The organism is Micromonospora chokoriensis (assembly GCF_000718555.1).
GTDB classification, from domain to species: Bacteria; Actinomycetota; Actinomycetes; order Mycobacteriales; family Micromonosporaceae; genus Micromonospora; species Micromonospora chokoriensis_B.
This window is the reverse complement of record NZ_JOAN01000013.1, coordinates 90895-105103: the sequence shown is the minus strand read 5'-3', so window position 1 is coordinate 105103 and position 14209 is coordinate 90895. Positions and strand designations below refer to the sequence as shown.

Below are 14209 nucleotides of genomic sequence, written 5' to 3'. Positions count from 1 at the left end.
GGGGCGCCCGCTATTTGACGCCCACGACACAAACTGTTCCGGTGGCCCGCCCCGGAGGGCGGACCACCGAACGAGCTCGGACTACTTGGAGTAGAGCTCGACGATCAGCTGCTCCTGGACCTGCGTGTCAATGACCTGCCGGGCCGGGAGGGAGTGCACGAGCACCTTCATCTGGCTCGGGATGGCCTCAAGCCACGCCGGAACCGTCTTCGAGCCGGCCTGAGCCTGCGCGACGATGAACGGGGTGAGCTCCTTGCTCTTGCCCCGAACCTCGATGATGTCGTGCTCCTTGACGCGGTACGACGGGATGTCGACCTTCTTGCCGTTCACCGTGAAGTGACCGTGCTTGACCAGCTGGCGGGCCATGTCCCGCGAGTGGGCGTAGCCGGCCCGGTAAACGACGTTGTCCAGCCGCGACTCGAGGATCTGCAGGAGGACCTCACCGGTCTTCGCCTGCTTGCCAACGGCTTCCTCGTAGTAACCGCGGAACTGCTTCTCCAGCACGCCGTAAACCCGGCGGGCCTTCTGCTTCTCGCGGAGCTGGAGCAGGTACTCCGTCTCCTTCGTGCGGCCGCGGCCGTGCTGCCCGGGCGGGAACGGCCGGGACTCGAACGGGCACTTCGGACCATCGCACTTGCTGCCCTTGAGGAACAGCTTCATCTTCTCCCGCCGGCAACGGCGGCAGTCAGCACCGGTGTAACGAGCCATCTCTCTCTACCTCTCAGACCCGGCGACGCTTCGGCGGACGGCATCCGTTGTGCGGCTGCGGGGTGACGTCGGAGATCTGCCCGACCTCGAGGCCCACGGCCTGCAGCGAACGGATGGCGGTCTCCCGGCCGGAGCCGGGGCCCTTGACGAACACGTCGACCTTGCGCATGCCGTGCTCCATGGCGCGACGCGCGGCAGCCTCGGCGGCCAGCTGCGCGGCGAACGGAGTCGACTTGCGGGAGCCCTTGAAGCCAACCTGGCCGGCGGAGGCCCAGGAGATGACCGCACCGGTCGGGTCCGTGATGGACACGATGGTGTTGTTGAACGTGCTCTTGATGTGCGCCTGCCCGTGGGCGACGTTCTTGCGTTCCTTGCGCCGGACCTTCTTTACAGCGGCTCCGGCACGAGCCTTCGGTGGCATAAGTCTGTGCGCTCCTAGTTGACTTTCCGGATTGGGTTGCGGCCTGGCCCACCTCGGTGGCGGCCGACCCGGTCATCCGGTTAAGAACTACTTCTTGCCGGGCTTCTTCTTGCCGGCGACGGTCCGCTTCGGGCCCTTGCGGGTCCGTGCATTGGTCTTGGTCCGCTGGCCACGCACGGGCAGGCCCCGGCGGTGCCGGATGCCGGCGTAGCAGCCGATCTCAACCTTGCGGCGGATGTCAGCGGCGACCTCGCGGCGCAGGTCGCCTTCAACCTTGTAGTTGCCCTCGATGTGGTCGCGGAGCTGCACGAGCTCCTCGTCCGTGAGGTCCCGAGCGCGCTTGTCCGGCGAGATGCCGGTAGCAGCGAGCGTCTCCAGGGCGCGGGTGCGACCGACCCCGAAGATGTAGGTGAGCGCGATCTCCAACCGCTTTTCGCGGGGGAGATCCACGCCGACTAGACGTGCCATGTGCGGGCGTACTCCTCGTGTTGTGTGGCGGAGGTGTGGACCCGTCCCACCCCGCTACCGGCCGTCCCGTCTTTCCGACGCGGTGAGCGCCGGCGACCGGGATCGGTCGCTGCCCGAGCGGGCCCCGGCCTCCGACCGGGGGTCAGCCACGCAGAGGTACGTCTCGCGTACCGCTCGCGGCTGGGACGAGCATGTGTGATGTGTGTGTCGCTGGGGATCTACCTGGGCCAACGCCACCCGGCCGTGCTCCGGCCGGACGGACTAAATCAGCCCTGGCGCTGCTTGTGGCGCGGGTCGGTGCAGATGACCATGACCCGGCCGTGCCGGCGGATAACCCGGCACTTGTTGCAGATCCTCTTGACGCTCGGCTTGACCTTCACGGTTGCCTTACTTCCCATCTGGCCCGGGGACGCGCGGTGCGCGACGCCGGACGTCGAAGACGGACACGGGACTTCCCGGCCGTCGTCAGGACTACTTGTAGCGGTAGACGATGCGCCCGCGGGTCAGGTCGTACGGCGAAAGTTCGACGACGACCCGGTCCTCCGGAAGAATGCGGATGTAGTGCTGCCGCATCTTGCCGCTGATGTGAGCCAACACCTTGTGGCCGTTCGCGAGCTCCACCCGGAACATGGCGTTCGGCAGGGGCTCGATGACCCGACCCTCGATCTCAATGGCTCCGTCTTTTTTCGGCATGTCCTCCGCTGTCCTGACGTCGATTGCTCCGGGCGGCCCACAACGTCTTACACGGAAATCTGATCAGAATCAGAAGCCCGCGCCAGCCGCGGCTCCAGCTCCCACCGAAGCGCAGGGTGGGCATGCCGGAGTGGACGCTGTGCGCCGATCTGAAAGTGTACGCCGGCCTGCGCTCGCACGCCAAACCACCCACCCCCCGCGCCGCCCCACACCCCTCCACCACCCCCAAAACCCACCCCCAGCCCTGGTTGATCATGAAGTTATTGCCACCGATCCCGGCGTGTCTTGGCAATAACTTCATGATCGACGCGGGCGGAGTGGGGGGTGGGGGCTGGGGGTTTAGGGCCTTAGGGTGCTTTGGGGGGTTTGGTGGACTTGGCGGCGCGCTTTGCTTGCTTGCGCTGCCGTCGGCGCTGCCGCTCGATCGCCTCGCGCCGGGGCTCTCCCCCGGCCAGCCCTGTGATCGTGCGGACGACCAGCACCGCACCCCACGGCCCCGCTACCCAGGCCGGCCAGAAGTAGAGCAGATCCTGACTGAGCAACGACGTCACCGCCCAGATGGTCACCACGATGGCGATCACCCGCAGGTACGGGAACCACACCTCAGCCATCCAACGGGCGGTGACGCCCCGGGTGGGGGCCGCAACGGGCTGGCCATCCAGCGGGCTGACCGTCGACGCGGTCGCCGGCACCAGGCCCGACCGCTGCGCCGGCGTCACCGGCGGCAAGTCGGTGACCAGAGCCTCAAGGTCGGCGTACGTGCGTGCGGCATAGGCCCGCTGCAACCGCTCGTCGTACTCGTGCAGGTCCAATCGGCCCTCGTCGAGGGCGACCCGCAACCGCTCGGCCACTGCTTCACGGTCCGCGTCCGCCGCTCGCATCCCGTCCCGCCCATCCATGCCGGCAAGCATGCCACCGCCATGCCAGTCCCGGCTGACCCCCGACATCGGTTGATCATGAAGTAATCGCCACGCTCACCGGCGTGTCGGCGCAACAACTTCATGATCGACGGGCGGGGAGCACCCGGGTGGGGCGTTAGGGGGTTTTGGTGGGGGTGGGTTGGCGGGCTGTTACCAGGTCGCCTAGGCGGGCTCGGCCGCCATCGAAGGCGGTGAGCACCCAGACCCCGTCCGGCAGCAGCGCCATCGAGTGCTCGACGTGCGCGGCCACCGAGCCGTCCCGGGTGACGACCGTCCACCCGTCGGCCAACTCCGCGGTACGTGGAGACGCCATGGTGATCATCGGTTCGATGGCCAGCGCCATTCCGGGGACCAGGCGCGGGCCCTTGCCCGGCCGACCGTGGTTGAGCACGTGCGGGTCCTGGTGCATCTCGGTGCCGATGCCGTGCCCGCCGTAGCCGTCGACGATGCCGTACCGGCCACCCTTACGGACAGCGGTCTCCACGGCGTGCGAGATGTCGGTGAGGCGGCCCTTGCCACTGGCGGCGCCACGCGCGGCGGCGGCGATGCCGGCCCACATCGCGTCCTCGGCGACTTCGGCCATCTTCAGCAGCGCCGGGTCCACGTCACCGACCCCGACCGTGATCGCGGAATCGCCGTGCCACCCGTCCAGCACCGCACCGCAGTCAATGGAGATCAGGTCGCCGGCCTGAAGCACCTGCTTCGGCGACGGGATGGCGTGCACGATCTGCTCGTTGACCGAGGAGCAGATGGACGCCGGAAACCCGTGGTAGCCCTTGAACGACGGAACGCCACCCGCCTCGCGGATGGTCGACTCGGCGATGGCGTCCAGATCGGCGGTGCTCACACCGGGGGCGACAGCCTCCCGCATCCGGCGCAGCGCCTCGGCCACCACCAGCCCGGCGGCCCGCATCTTCACGATCTGGTCAGGGGTCTTCAGCTGGATGTCCAGCTGGTGACGACGCATGGAGCGATTACCTTTCGTTGCCGAACAGCGGGGCACGTCATGCGTACCCCGCTGTTCGCACTCTATCCGCCGTGGCCCGGAGAGGACCTCAGCCGCCGTACGACCGCAGCGCGTCGATGGCCCGGGTGGTGACGTCCTCCACCGGGCCGGTGGCGTCGATCCCGACCAGCTTGCCCTGGGCGCCGTAGTAGTCGACCAGGGGTGCGGTCTTCTCGCTGTACTCACGGAGCCGCGTGGCGATCGTCTCCGGCTTGTCGTCGTCGCGCTGGAACAGCTCGGCGCCGCACCGGTCACAGATGCCGTCCCGGCTGGTGGCGTCGAACTCGACGTGCCAGATCTTGCCGCAGCCCCGGCAGGTACGCCGACCGGAGAGCCGCCGGATGACCTCGTCGTCGTCCACGACCAGCTCCAGGACCAGATCCAGGGCGGTGCCCAGATCGGCGAGGAGCTTGTCCAGAGCGGCCGCCTGCGGAGTCGTCCGCGGGAAGCCGTCGAGCAGGAATCCCTCGCTGGCGTCGGGCTCGGCCAGCCGGTCCCGGACCATGTTGATGGTGACCTCGTCCGGAACCAGCTCGCCCGCGTCCATGTACCGCTTCGCCTCGACACCGAGCGGCGTGCCCTGGGTGACGTTCGACCGGAAGATATCCCCGGTCGAAATCTTCGGCACCGAGAGGTGCGCGGCGATGAACTCGGCCTGCGTGCCCTTGCCCGCGCCCGGCGGGCCAACCAGAACGAGTCTCATCTACCGCAGGAACCCTTCGTAGTTCCGCTGCATGAGTTGGCTCTCGATCTGCTTCACGGTCTCCAGACCGACGCCGACCATGATGAGCACAGCGGTGCCGCCGAACGGGAAGTTCTGGTACTGCTGGTTGTCCAGCCAGATGAAGAAGAAGTTCGGCAGGATCGAGATGACGCCGAGGTAGAGCGCGCCCGGCAGGGTGATCCGGCTGAGGATGAAGTCCAGGTAGTCGGCGGTCGGCTTGCCCGGGCGGATGCCCGGCACGAACCCGCCGTACTTCTTCATGTTGTCCGCGACCTCGGTCGGGTTGAACGTGATCGAGACGTAGAAGTACGTGAAGAAGATGATCAGCAGGAAGTAGACCGAGATGTAGATCGGGCTACTCGGGTTGACCAGGTTGTTCTGGATCCACGCCTGCGTCTTGCCCGGGTCGGTCTGGTCGAAGAACTGCAGCGCCAGCTGCGGCAGGTAGAGCAGCGACGAGCCGAAGATGACCGGGATCACACCCGCCTGGTTGACCTTCAGCGGGATGTAGGTCGAGGTGCCGCCGTACATCCGCCGGCCGATCATCCGCTTGGCGTACTGCACCGGGATCCGGCGCTGCGCCTGCTCGATGAAGGTGACCGCGGTGATGACCACCAAGACCAGCACGATGACCAGGGCGAACATGTCCCAGCCCTTGCTGGTCTTGATCTGCCAGCCCTCGCTGGGCAGCCGCGCCGCGAGCGAGGTGAAGATCAGGACGGACATGCCGTTGCCGACGCCGCGGTCGGTGATCAGCTCACCGAGCCACATGACCATGCCGGTGCCGGCGGTCATCGTCATCACCAGGATGGCCAGGGTCAGCCAGTCCGGGATGCCGGTGCCCTCGGGGATGATCGGGAACTGGTCGCAGCGGTTCTGGAAGAGCTGGCCCGAGCGGGCCAGCGCCACGAACGCCGAGGCCTGCAGCACACCGAGACCGAGGGTCAGGTAGCGGGTGTACTGGGTGATCTTCGCCTGACCGGCCTGGCCCTCCTTGCGGAGCTGCTCCAGGCGGGGGATCACGACGGTCAGCAGCTGCAAGATGATCGACGCGGTGATGTAGGGCATGATGCCCAGCGCGAAGACCGAGAGCTGTAGCAGCGCTCCGCCGGAGAAGAGGTTGAGCAGGTTCACCACCCCGGTGGTGTCACCCTGGATGGTGTCAAGGCACTTCTGCACGTTGCCGTACGAGACGCCTGGGCTGGGGAGCGTTGCACCCAGCCGGTAGACCGCGATGATGCCTACTGTGAACAGCAGCTTCTTGCGCAGGTCAGGCGTACGGAACGCACTGAGAAAGGCGGACAGCAACTTCTTCCTCCTGCGCGAGGCGGGCCGCCGGTGATCCCTGGCGGGTCGGGGTGGATCACGGGCGAGTGCCCGCAATCCATGGCTGGGATGGGACTCTAACAGCCCCACCCCGGTCCGGGCAGATGCGCCCGACTACATAAATCGATTCCGATATTACCGGGCGCTCAGGCCCCAGGTAGACCATGGCGCCCGCCAGTTGCTCTCAACTGGACGGGCGCCATGGGTAGTACGCCTTACAGCTCGGTGGTAGAGCCACCGGCGGCAGCGATCTTCTCCTTGGCCGACGCACTGAACGCGTGCGCGGTCACCTGGAGCGACACACCGCCGAGGTCCCCGGTGCCGAGGACCTTGACCGGGTGACCCTTACGGACCGCGCCGGACTCAACCAGCTCCAGCGGGCCGACCTGACCACCGTTCGGGAACAGCTCAGCGAGTCGGTCCAGGTTGACCACCTGGAAGACCACCTTGAACTTGTTCTTGAAGCCCTTCATCTTCGGAAGGCGCATGTGGATGGGCATCTGCCCACCCTCGAACGCCGCCGAGATGTTCTTACGGGCCTTGGAGCCCTTGGTACCGCGACCAGCGGTCTTGCCCTTGGAACCCTCACCGCGACCCACACGGGTCTTCGCGGTCTTGGAACCGGGTGCCGGGCGCAGGTGATGCACCTTGATCGTCATTACTCGACCTCCTCGACCTTCACGAGGTGGCTCACAGTGAAGATCATGCCGCGGATCTCGGGCCGGTCCTCCTTGACCACCACGTCGTTGATCCGCTTGAGACCGAGCGAACGCAGCGACTCACGCTGGTTGTGCTTGGTCCCGATACCGGACCGGAGCTGGGTGACCTTCAGGCGTGCCATCAGCGCGCCACCCCCGCACGCGACGCCAGCATGGCGGCCGGCGCGACGTCCTCCACCGGCAGACCGCGACGCGCCGCGACCTGCTCGGGGGACTCAAGCCCCTTCAGGGCCGCCACGGTGGCGTGCACGATGTTGATCGGGTTCGACGAACCGAGGCTCTTGGAGAGCACGTCGTGGATCCCAGCGCACTCCAGCACGGCACGCACCGGACCACCGGCGATGACACCCGTACCGGCCGAGGCCGGCTTGAGCAGCACCACACCAGCAGCGTCCTCACCCGTCACCGGGTGCGGGATCGACTGACCGATCCGCGGAACCTTGAAGAAGTGCTTCTTGGCCTCCTCGACACCCTTGGCGATGGCCGCGGGCACCTCCTTGGCCTTTCCGTAGCCCACGCCGACCGTGCCGTCGCCGTCGCCCACGATCACCAGGGCGGTGAAGCTGAAGCGACGACCACCCTTCACGACCTTGGCGACGCGGTTGATCGCGACGACCCGCTCAAGGTGCGGGGTCTTCTCGACGGGCGCGTTTCCGCGGCCGCCCTCACGGCGGTTGTCGCGGCGACCACCCTCGTTGCCACCGGACCCGCCGCCACGGCGCTGTTGACCTGGCATCAGCAGCCTTCCTTCTCTCTCGTGACGGGGTTGTTAGAACTCGAGCCCGGCTTCGCGGGCGGCGTCGGCAAGCGCGGCGACTCGCCCCGCGTACCGGTTGCCACCGCGGTCGAAGACGACCTTGGAGACGCCGGCGGCCTTGGCCCGCTCGGCAAGCAGCGAGCCCACCTTGCCAGCCAGGGCGCTCTTGTCGCCCTCCGCACCGCGCAGCGAGGCGTCCAGGGTCGACGCCGACGCCAGGGTGTGACCCTTGGTGTCGTCGACGATCTGGGCGACCATGTGCCGCAGCGAGCGGGTAACGACCAGGCGCGGACGCTCGGCCGTACCGCTGACGTTCTTGCGGACCCGGAAGTGCCGACGCGCACGCCCGACGGCGCGCTTGGCGGCGACACCGCGGCGGCGCTTGAGCAGCGTGGCGCTCACTTCTTACCTGCCTTTCCAGCCTTGCGGCGGATGACCTCGCCCTGGTACTTCACGCCCTTGCCCTTGTAGGGCTCCGGCGGGCGGATCTTCCGGATGTTGGCGGCGACCTCACCGACCTGCTGCTTGTCGATGCCAGCCACGTGGAACAGGGTCGGCCGCTCCACCGTGAAGGTGATGCCCGCCGGGGCGGTGACGACCACCGGGTGCGAGAACCCGAGCGCGAACTCGAGGTCCGAGCCCTTGGCGGTGACCCGGTAACCGGTGCCGGCGATCTCCAGGCTCTTGCGATAGCCCTCGGTGACCCCGACGATCATGTTGGCAACCAGCGTACGGCTCAGGCCGTGGAGCTCCTTGGCCTTGCGCTCGTCGTTCGGCCGGTTGACGCTCAGCTGCCCATCCTCGGCCCGCTCGATCGTGATCGGCTCGGCGAGGATGTGCTCAAGCTGGCCCTTGGGGCCCTTGACCTTGACGGTCTGCCCGTCGATCGTGATATCGACGCCGGCTGGTACCGGGATCGACTTACGTCCAATGCGCGACATTTCTACCTGTCTCCCGTTACCAGACGAAGGCGAGGACTTCCCCGCCAACACTCCGCTTGCGGGCCTGCCGGTCGGTCAGCAGCCCCTGGGACGTCGAAATGATCGCCACGCCCAGCCCACCGAGCACCCGGGGGAGCCCGTCCGACTTGGCGTACACCCGGAGACCGGGCTTGGACACGCGCTTGATGCCGGCCAGGCTCCGCTCGCGGTTCTGGCCGTACTTCAGCTCGACGACCAGTCGCTTGCCGACGGCGCCCTCCTCGGGCTCCTCGACCGACCAGGTGGCGATGTAACCCTCGGCCTTCAAGACCTCGGCGATGTTCGCCTTGATCTTGGAGTAGGGCATCTTCACCTGATCGTGGTACGCCTGGTTGGCGTTACGCAGACGCGTGAGCATGTCTGCGATCGGGTCGGTCATCGTCATGGATTTCGTCAGCCTTTCTCGCCGGGGTTCCCGGGGCATCAGCCCCGGGCCTACGGCGAAGAGCAATACCTAATCGGTGCAGGAGTTCCCGGCCGACGGCCGGGACGCGGTCGCCCTTACCAGGAAGCCTTGGACACGCCCGGCAGCTCACCGCGGTGAGCCATCTCCCGGATGCAGACCCGGCAGAGCCCGAACTTGCGGTAGACCGCCTTCGGACGCCCGCACCGCTGGCAGCGGGTGTACGCGCGAACCGAGAACTTCGGCTTCGCGGCCGCCTTGATGATCAGCGCCTTCTTGGCCATCTCAGTTCTCCTTGAACGGGAAGCCCAGGAGCTTGAGCAGCGCCCGGCCCTCGTCGTCGGTCGTGGCGGTCGTGACCACCGTGATGTCCATGCCCCGCTGGCGATCGATCTTGTCCTGATCGATCTCGTGGAACACAGACTGCTCGGTCAGACCGAACGTGTAGTTGCCGTGCCCGTCCAGCTTGCGCCCGTCCAGACCGCGGAAGTCGCGGATACGCGGCAGCGCGATGGAGAGCAGCCGGTCCAGGAACTCCCACATCCGGTCGCCACGAAGGGTGACCTTCGCGCCGATCGGCATGCCCTCGCGGAGCTTGAACTGCGCGATGGACTTGGTCGCCCGCCGCACCTGCGGCTTCTGGCCGGTGATCGTGGCGAGGTCGCGGACCGCACCGTCGATCAGCTTGGCGTCGCGAGCAGCCTCGCCGACACCCATGTTGACGACGATCTTGACCAGCCGCGGCACCTGCATGGGGTTGCCGTAGCTGTTCTGCTCACGCAGCTGCGCCACGATCTCGTTGCGGTACCGCTCCTTGAGGCGCGGCAGGGTCTTTTCGGTAGCCGTGGTCATCAGAGGTCCTTACCGGTGCTACGCGCGATGCGGACCTTCTGGCCGTTGTCGTCGAACCGGTAACCGACGCGGGTCGGCTTGCCGTCGGAGTCCAGGACCTGCACGTTCGAGACGTGGATCGGGGCCTCCTGAGTGACGATGCCGCCGGTCTTGGCGCCACGCTGGGTGGTGCTGATTCGGGTGTGCTTCTTAACCCGGTTCACGCCCTCGACCAGGACCTTGTCCTGCCGCGGATAGGCCGCAATGACCTTGCCCTTGGCACCCTTGTCCTTGCCGGCGATGATGACGACCGTGTCGCCCTTCTTGACCTTCACGGTCACAACACCTCCGGCGCGAGGGAAATAATCTTCATGAACCGCTTGTCCCGCAGCTCCCGGCCCACCGGGCCGAAGATACGGGTTCCACGCGGGTCCCCGCCGTCCTTGATGATGACGGCGGCGTTCTCGTCGAAACGGATGTACGAGCCGTCCGGCCGGCGCCTCTCCTTGGCCGTGCGAACGATGACCGCCTTGACGACGTCGCCCTTCTTCACACCGGCACCCGGGATCGCGTCCTTGACCGTGGCCACGATGACGTCGCCGATGCTCGCGTAGCGCCGACCCGAGCCACCGAGAACCCGGATGCACAGGATCTCCCGAGCACCCGTGTTGTCGGCGACGCGCAGTCGCGACTCCTGCTGAATCACGTCTATCTCCTATGTCTGCCGGTTCTCCGGCCGCCGTAGCGGCCGGAGCCTGGCGGAACCTACGCCCGACGCAACGCCGGGCTCGAGCCTTCGCTACTTGGCCTTTTCCAGGATCTCCACGATCCGCCAACGCTTGGTGGCGCTCAGCGGCCGGGTCTCCATGATGAGAACCCGGTCACCGGTGCCAGCGGCGTTCTGCTCGTCGTGCACCTTCAGCTTGGCCGTACGGCGCATGATCTTGCCGTACAACGCGTGCCGAACCCGGTCCTCGACCTCGACAACGACGGTCTTGTCCATCTTGTCGCTGATCACCAGGCCCTCACGGACCTTGCGGCGCGACCGCGCGGCGGCGGTAGCGGTCTCTTCGGTCATGATGCAGTCACCTCAGTCGGCGCGGCCGAGAGCCCCAGCTCGCGCTCACGCATGATCGTGTAGATCCGGGCGATCTCCCGACGGATGACCTGCAACCGCCGGTTGTTGTCGAGCTGCCCGGTTGCGGCCTGCACGCGGAGGTTGAACAGCTCCGCCTTGGCCTCCCGCAGCTTCGTGACCAGCTCCTCCTCGGAGAGCTCACGCAGCTCGGTCGCCTTAACGCCCGCTGCCATCAGGATTCACCCACTTCGCGCGTAACAATGCGGCACTTCATCGGGAGCTTGTGGATCGCGCGACGCATAGCCTCTCGCGCAATCTGCTCGTTGGGGAAGGACATCTCGAAGAGAACCCGCCCCGGCTTGACGTTGGCGACCCACCACTCGGGCGAACCCTTACCGGAACCCATCCGGGTCTCGGCAGGCTTCTTGGTGAGGGCCTGGTCCGGGAAGATCGTGATCCAGACCTTGCCACCACGCTTGATGTGGCGAGTCATCGCGATACGTGCCGACTCGATCTGCCGGTTCGTCACGTACGCCGGCTCGAGAGCCTGGATCCCGAACTCGCCGAACACCACCCGGTTACCACCCTTGGACGCGCCACTGCGGTCCGGGTGGTGCGGCTTGCGGAAGCCCTTCGGGGGCTTGCGCGGCATCAGCATCTGTCAGCCCTCCTGCTGCGTTTCTGCCGGAGCAGCAGTGGCGGCGACAGCTGCGCTGTCGACCGGCTCGCCGCTCGGCGTCTCGGCCTGCTGCGCGATGGTGGTCGCAGCAGCCCGACCGGCCTCGGTGCCACCAGCCGTGGTGCCGGACGAACCCGACCGGCCACGGCGCGGACGCTCGGGACGGTCGCCGCGCTCACCACGACGCGGGCGGGACGGACCAGCCTCGGCCGGAGTCTCCCGGCCCATGACGGCGTCGCCCTTGTAGATCCAGACCTTCACACCGATCCGACCGAACGTCGTACGGGCCTCGAAGAAGCCGTACTCGATGTTGGCCCGCAGCGTGTGCAGCGGAACCCGGCCCTCACGGTAGAACTCGGTCCGGCTCATCTCGGCGCCGCCGAGGCGACCCGAGACCTGAACCCGGATGCCCTTGCAGACCGGGTTCTTCATCGCCGACTGCATGGCCTTGCGCATCGCCCGACGGAAGCTGACCCGGCTGGACAGCTGCTCGGCCACGCCCTGCGCGACCAGCTGAGCGTCCGACTCGGGGTTCTTCACCTCGATGATGTTCAGCTGGACCTGCTTGCCGGTGAGCTTCTCGAGCTCTCCGCGGATCCGGTCGGCCTCCGCACCCTTACGGCCGATGACAATGCCCGGCCGGGCGGTGTGGATGTCGACCCGGACCCGGTCGCGGGTGCGCTCGATGTCGACCTTGGAAATCCCGGCACGCTCGAGGCCCTTGGACATCATGCGGCGGATCTTGACATCCTCGCCGATGTAGTCCTTGTAGAGCTTGTCCGCGAACCAGCGGGACTTCCAGTCGGTCGAGATGCCGAGCCGGAACCCAGTGGGGTGAACCTTCTGACCCATTACTCGGCGTCCTCCGTCTTGCTCTGCGCTTCGGCCGGTGCGGCCTCCGTGGCCGGGGCGGCCTTCTTCGCCGCGGCCTTCCTCGGCGCTGCCGGCGCGACCGCTTCGACCGCCACGGTGATGTGGCAGGTGCGCTTGCGGATTCGGTACGCCCGACCCTGCGCCCGCGGCTGGAACCGCTTCATCGTCGGGCCTTCATCCACGAAGGCCTCGCTGACGAGCAGCGCGTCGGGGTCCAGCCGCTCGTTGTTCTCCGCGTTGGCGATCGCGCTAGCGAGCACCTTGTACACCTGCTCGCTCGCAGCCTGCGGCGCGAACTGCAGCACCGTGAGCGCCTCCTTCGCGGGCAGGCCGCGGACGAGGTTGACCACCCGGCGCGCCTTCATCGGCGAGATGCGCACGTGCCGCGCAACCGCCCGCGCGCCCGGAAGCACCGGAGCGTCGCCCTTTCCTGGCATCGCTGTAACCCCTTGTTCCCTCTATCCGTATGCCCGCGGCGTCAGCGCCGACGGCTCTTCCGGTCGTCCTTCTCGTGACCCTTGAACGTGCGGGTCAGCGCGAACTCGCCGAGCTTGTGCCCGACCATCGCCTCGGTCACGAACACCGGGACGTGCTTGCGTCCGTCATGCACGGCGATCGTGTGCCCCAGCATCTCGGGGATGATCGTCGAGCGCCGCGACCAGGTCTTGATCACGTTCTTGGAGCCCTTGTCGTTCTGAACTTCCACCTTCTTGAGCAGGTGGTCGTCTACGAACGGGCCCTTCTTCAGGCTGCGAGGCATGTCTTATCTCCCTCAGCCGCGCTTACGCGTGGCGTAGCGGCGGCGGACGATCAGCCGGTCACTCGGCTGGCCCTTACGGCGGGTGCGGCCCTCGGGCTTACCCTGCGGGTTGACCGGGTGGCGACCACCGGAGGTCTTACCCTCACCACCACCGTGCGGGTGGTCGACCGGGTTCATGGCGACACCACGGACGGTCGGGCGCTTGCCCTTCCACCGCATACGGCCAGCCTTACCCCAGTTGATGTTCGACTGGTCGGCGTTGCCGATCTCGCCGATGCTGGCGCGGCAGCGCACGTCCACGCGCCGGATCTCACCGGACGGCATACGCAGGGTCGCGTACGCGCCCTCGCGGCCGAGCAGCTGGATGCCGACGCCAGCGGAACGAGCCAGCTTGGCCCCGCCACCCGGACGCAGCTCCACGTTGTGGATCGTGGTACCGACCGGGATGTTGCGCAGCGGCAGGTTGTTACCCGGCTTGATGTCGGCGCCCGGGCCGGACTCGACACGGTCGCCCTGCTTCATGTCCTTCGGCGCGAGGATGTACCGCTTCTCGCCGTCGGCGTAGTGCAGCAGCGCGATGCGCGCCGTGCGGTTCGGGTCGTACTCGATGTGAGCGACCTTCGCCGGCACGCCGTCCTTGTCGACCCGCTTGAAGTCGATCAGACGGTACTGGCGCTTGTGACCGCCACCGTGGTGCCGCGTGGTGATCCGGCCGTGGGCGTTACGCCCGCCCTTCTTCGGCAGCGGAGCCAGCAGCGACTTTTCCGGCGTGGACCGGGTGATCTCGGCGAAGTCAGCGACGCTGGAGCCACGTCGGCCCGGCGTCGTCGGCTTGTACTTACGGATAGCCATTGTCTACACCC

The 14209-nt window shown here is 67.1% G+C and carries 26 protein-coding genes; all 26 read right to left on the bottom strand.

What is annotated here, in order from left to right:
- Positions 1-81: 81 nt before the first annotated feature.
- On the bottom strand, positions 82-708 hold the full coding sequence (gene rpsD, locus IF46_RS0118525) for a 30S ribosomal protein S4 (RefSeq protein ID WP_030489600.1): 627 nt from the start codon (positions 706-708) through the stop codon (positions 82-84).
- 13 nt (positions 709-721) lie between these two features.
- Positions 722-1129: a 30S ribosomal protein S11 gene (gene rpsK, locus IF46_RS0118520; protein WP_007073011.1), complete on the bottom strand. Its 408-nt coding sequence runs from the start codon at positions 1127-1129 to the stop codon at positions 722-724.
- An 87-nt stretch (positions 1130-1216) separates the two neighbouring features.
- Entirely contained in the window at positions 1217-1597 is a 381-nt protein-coding gene (gene rpsM / locus IF46_RS0118515) for a 30S ribosomal protein S13 (protein ID WP_030329917.1), read from the bottom strand.
- Between the two features lie 266 nt (positions 1598-1863).
- Positions 1864-1977 carry a 50S ribosomal protein L36 gene (gene rpmJ / locus IF46_RS0118510; RefSeq protein WP_012184307.1) on the bottom strand — a complete coding sequence of 38 codons (114 nt, stop codon included), beginning with the start codon at positions 1975-1977 and terminating at the stop codon, positions 1864-1866.
- A 91-nt stretch (positions 1978-2068) separates the two neighbouring features.
- Positions 2069-2290 carry a translation initiation factor IF-1 gene (gene infA, locus IF46_RS0118505; protein WP_007073013.1) on the bottom strand — a complete coding sequence of 74 codons (222 nt, stop codon included), beginning with the start codon at positions 2288-2290 and terminating at the stop codon, positions 2069-2071.
- A gap of 347 nt (positions 2291-2637) precedes the next feature.
- Positions 2638-3171 (bottom strand): DUF1707 SHOCT-like domain-containing protein, encoded by a 534-nt coding sequence (locus IF46_RS0118500; RefSeq protein ID WP_036392516.1) that lies wholly within the window; start codon positions 3169-3171, stop codon positions 2638-2640.
- 154 nt (positions 3172-3325) lie between these two features.
- A complete protein-coding gene (gene map, locus IF46_RS0118495) occupies positions 3326-4177 on the bottom strand; it encodes a type I methionyl aminopeptidase (RefSeq protein ID WP_030489598.1) in 852 nt (283 codons plus the stop codon).
- 88 nt (positions 4178-4265) lie between these two features.
- Positions 4266-4919: an adenylate kinase gene (locus IF46_RS0118490; RefSeq protein WP_030489597.1), complete on the bottom strand. Its 654-nt coding sequence runs from the start codon at positions 4917-4919 to the stop codon at positions 4266-4268.
- On the bottom strand, positions 4920-6248 hold the full coding sequence (gene secY, locus IF46_RS0118485; protein ID WP_030489596.1) for a preprotein translocase subunit SecY: 1329 nt from the start codon (positions 6246-6248) through the stop codon (positions 4920-4922).
- A 233-nt stretch (positions 6249-6481) separates the two neighbouring features.
- Positions 6482-6925, bottom strand: coding sequence for a 50S ribosomal protein L15 (gene rplO / locus IF46_RS0118480; protein ID WP_030489595.1), 444 nt, complete (start codon positions 6923-6925; stop codon positions 6482-6484).
- Positions 6925-7107, bottom strand: a complete 183-nt coding sequence (rpmD, locus tag IF46_RS0118475; protein ID WP_007465262.1) for a 50S ribosomal protein L30 — start codon at positions 7105-7107, stop codon at positions 6925-6927. Before rpmD ends, rplO begins: the two co-directional genes overlap by 1 nt.
- On the bottom strand, positions 7107-7721 hold the full coding sequence (gene rpsE, locus IF46_RS0118470) for a 30S ribosomal protein S5 (RefSeq protein WP_007465263.1): 615 nt from the start codon (positions 7719-7721) through the stop codon (positions 7107-7109). The genes rpmD and rpsE overlap by 1 nt, the downstream gene beginning before the upstream one ends.
- 33 nt (positions 7722-7754) lie before the next feature.
- Positions 7755-8144 (bottom strand): 50S ribosomal protein L18, encoded by a 390-nt coding sequence (rplR, locus tag IF46_RS0118465; protein WP_030489594.1) that lies wholly within the window; start codon positions 8142-8144, stop codon positions 7755-7757.
- The gene (gene rplF, locus IF46_RS0118460; RefSeq protein WP_030489593.1) at positions 8141-8683 is read right to left on the bottom strand and encodes a 50S ribosomal protein L6; all 543 of its coding nucleotides are present in this window, start codon (positions 8681-8683) and stop codon (positions 8141-8143) included. The genes rplR and rplF overlap by 4 nt, the downstream gene beginning before the upstream one ends.
- Positions 8684-8699: 16 nt before the next feature.
- Positions 8700-9107, bottom strand: coding sequence for a 30S ribosomal protein S8 (rpsH, locus tag IF46_RS0118455; protein WP_007465270.1), 408 nt, complete (start codon positions 9105-9107; stop codon positions 8700-8702).
- Positions 9108-9223: 116 nt separating this feature from the next.
- Positions 9224-9409, bottom strand: a complete 186-nt coding sequence (locus IF46_RS0118450) for a type Z 30S ribosomal protein S14 (RefSeq protein ID WP_007465272.1) — start codon at positions 9407-9409, stop codon at positions 9224-9226.
- Between the two features lies 1 nt (position 9410).
- Positions 9411-9977 carry a 50S ribosomal protein L5 gene (gene rplE / locus IF46_RS0118445; protein ID WP_030489592.1) on the bottom strand — a complete coding sequence of 189 codons (567 nt, stop codon included), beginning with the start codon at positions 9975-9977 and terminating at the stop codon, positions 9411-9413.
- The gene (gene rplX / locus IF46_RS0118440) at positions 9977-10297 is read right to left on the bottom strand and encodes a 50S ribosomal protein L24 (protein ID WP_030489591.1); all 321 of its coding nucleotides are present in this window, start codon (positions 10295-10297) and stop codon (positions 9977-9979) included. Before rplX ends, rplE begins: the two co-directional genes overlap by 1 nt.
- The gene (gene rplN / locus IF46_RS0118435) at positions 10294-10662 is read right to left on the bottom strand and encodes a 50S ribosomal protein L14 (RefSeq protein ID WP_023358185.1); all 369 of its coding nucleotides are present in this window, start codon (positions 10660-10662) and stop codon (positions 10294-10296) included. Before rplN ends, rplX begins: the two co-directional genes overlap by 4 nt.
- Positions 10663-10755: 93 nt before the next feature.
- Positions 10756-11034 carry a 30S ribosomal protein S17 gene (gene rpsQ, locus IF46_RS0118430; RefSeq protein WP_030489590.1) on the bottom strand — a complete coding sequence of 93 codons (279 nt, stop codon included), beginning with the start codon at positions 11032-11034 and terminating at the stop codon, positions 10756-10758.
- Positions 11031-11267, bottom strand: a complete 237-nt coding sequence (gene rpmC / locus IF46_RS0118425) for a 50S ribosomal protein L29 (RefSeq protein WP_007465283.1) — start codon at positions 11265-11267, stop codon at positions 11031-11033. The genes rpsQ and rpmC overlap by 4 nt, the downstream gene beginning before the upstream one ends.
- Positions 11267-11692 (bottom strand): 50S ribosomal protein L16, encoded by a 426-nt coding sequence (gene rplP, locus IF46_RS0118420; RefSeq protein ID WP_007465292.1) that lies wholly within the window; start codon positions 11690-11692, stop codon positions 11267-11269. Before rplP ends, rpmC begins: the two co-directional genes overlap by 1 nt.
- Positions 11693-11695: 3 nt before the next feature.
- The gene (gene rpsC, locus IF46_RS0118415) at positions 11696-12565 is read right to left on the bottom strand and encodes a 30S ribosomal protein S3 (RefSeq protein WP_030489589.1); all 870 of its coding nucleotides are present in this window, start codon (positions 12563-12565) and stop codon (positions 11696-11698) included.
- Complete coding sequence (gene rplV / locus IF46_RS0118410; protein ID WP_007465297.1) at positions 12565-13023, bottom strand: 50S ribosomal protein L22; 459 nt, start codon at positions 13021-13023, stop codon at positions 12565-12567. Before rplV ends, rpsC begins: the two co-directional genes overlap by 1 nt.
- Positions 13024-13064: 41 nt before the next feature.
- The gene (rpsS, locus tag IF46_RS0118405; protein ID WP_007465299.1) at positions 13065-13346 is read right to left on the bottom strand and encodes a 30S ribosomal protein S19; all 282 of its coding nucleotides are present in this window, start codon (positions 13344-13346) and stop codon (positions 13065-13067) included.
- A 12-nt stretch (positions 13347-13358) separates the two neighbouring features.
- Positions 13359-14198 carry a 50S ribosomal protein L2 gene (gene rplB, locus IF46_RS0118400; protein WP_030489588.1) on the bottom strand — a complete coding sequence of 280 codons (840 nt, stop codon included), beginning with the start codon at positions 14196-14198 and terminating at the stop codon, positions 13359-13361.
- Between the last annotated feature and the right edge of the window lie 11 nt (positions 14199-14209).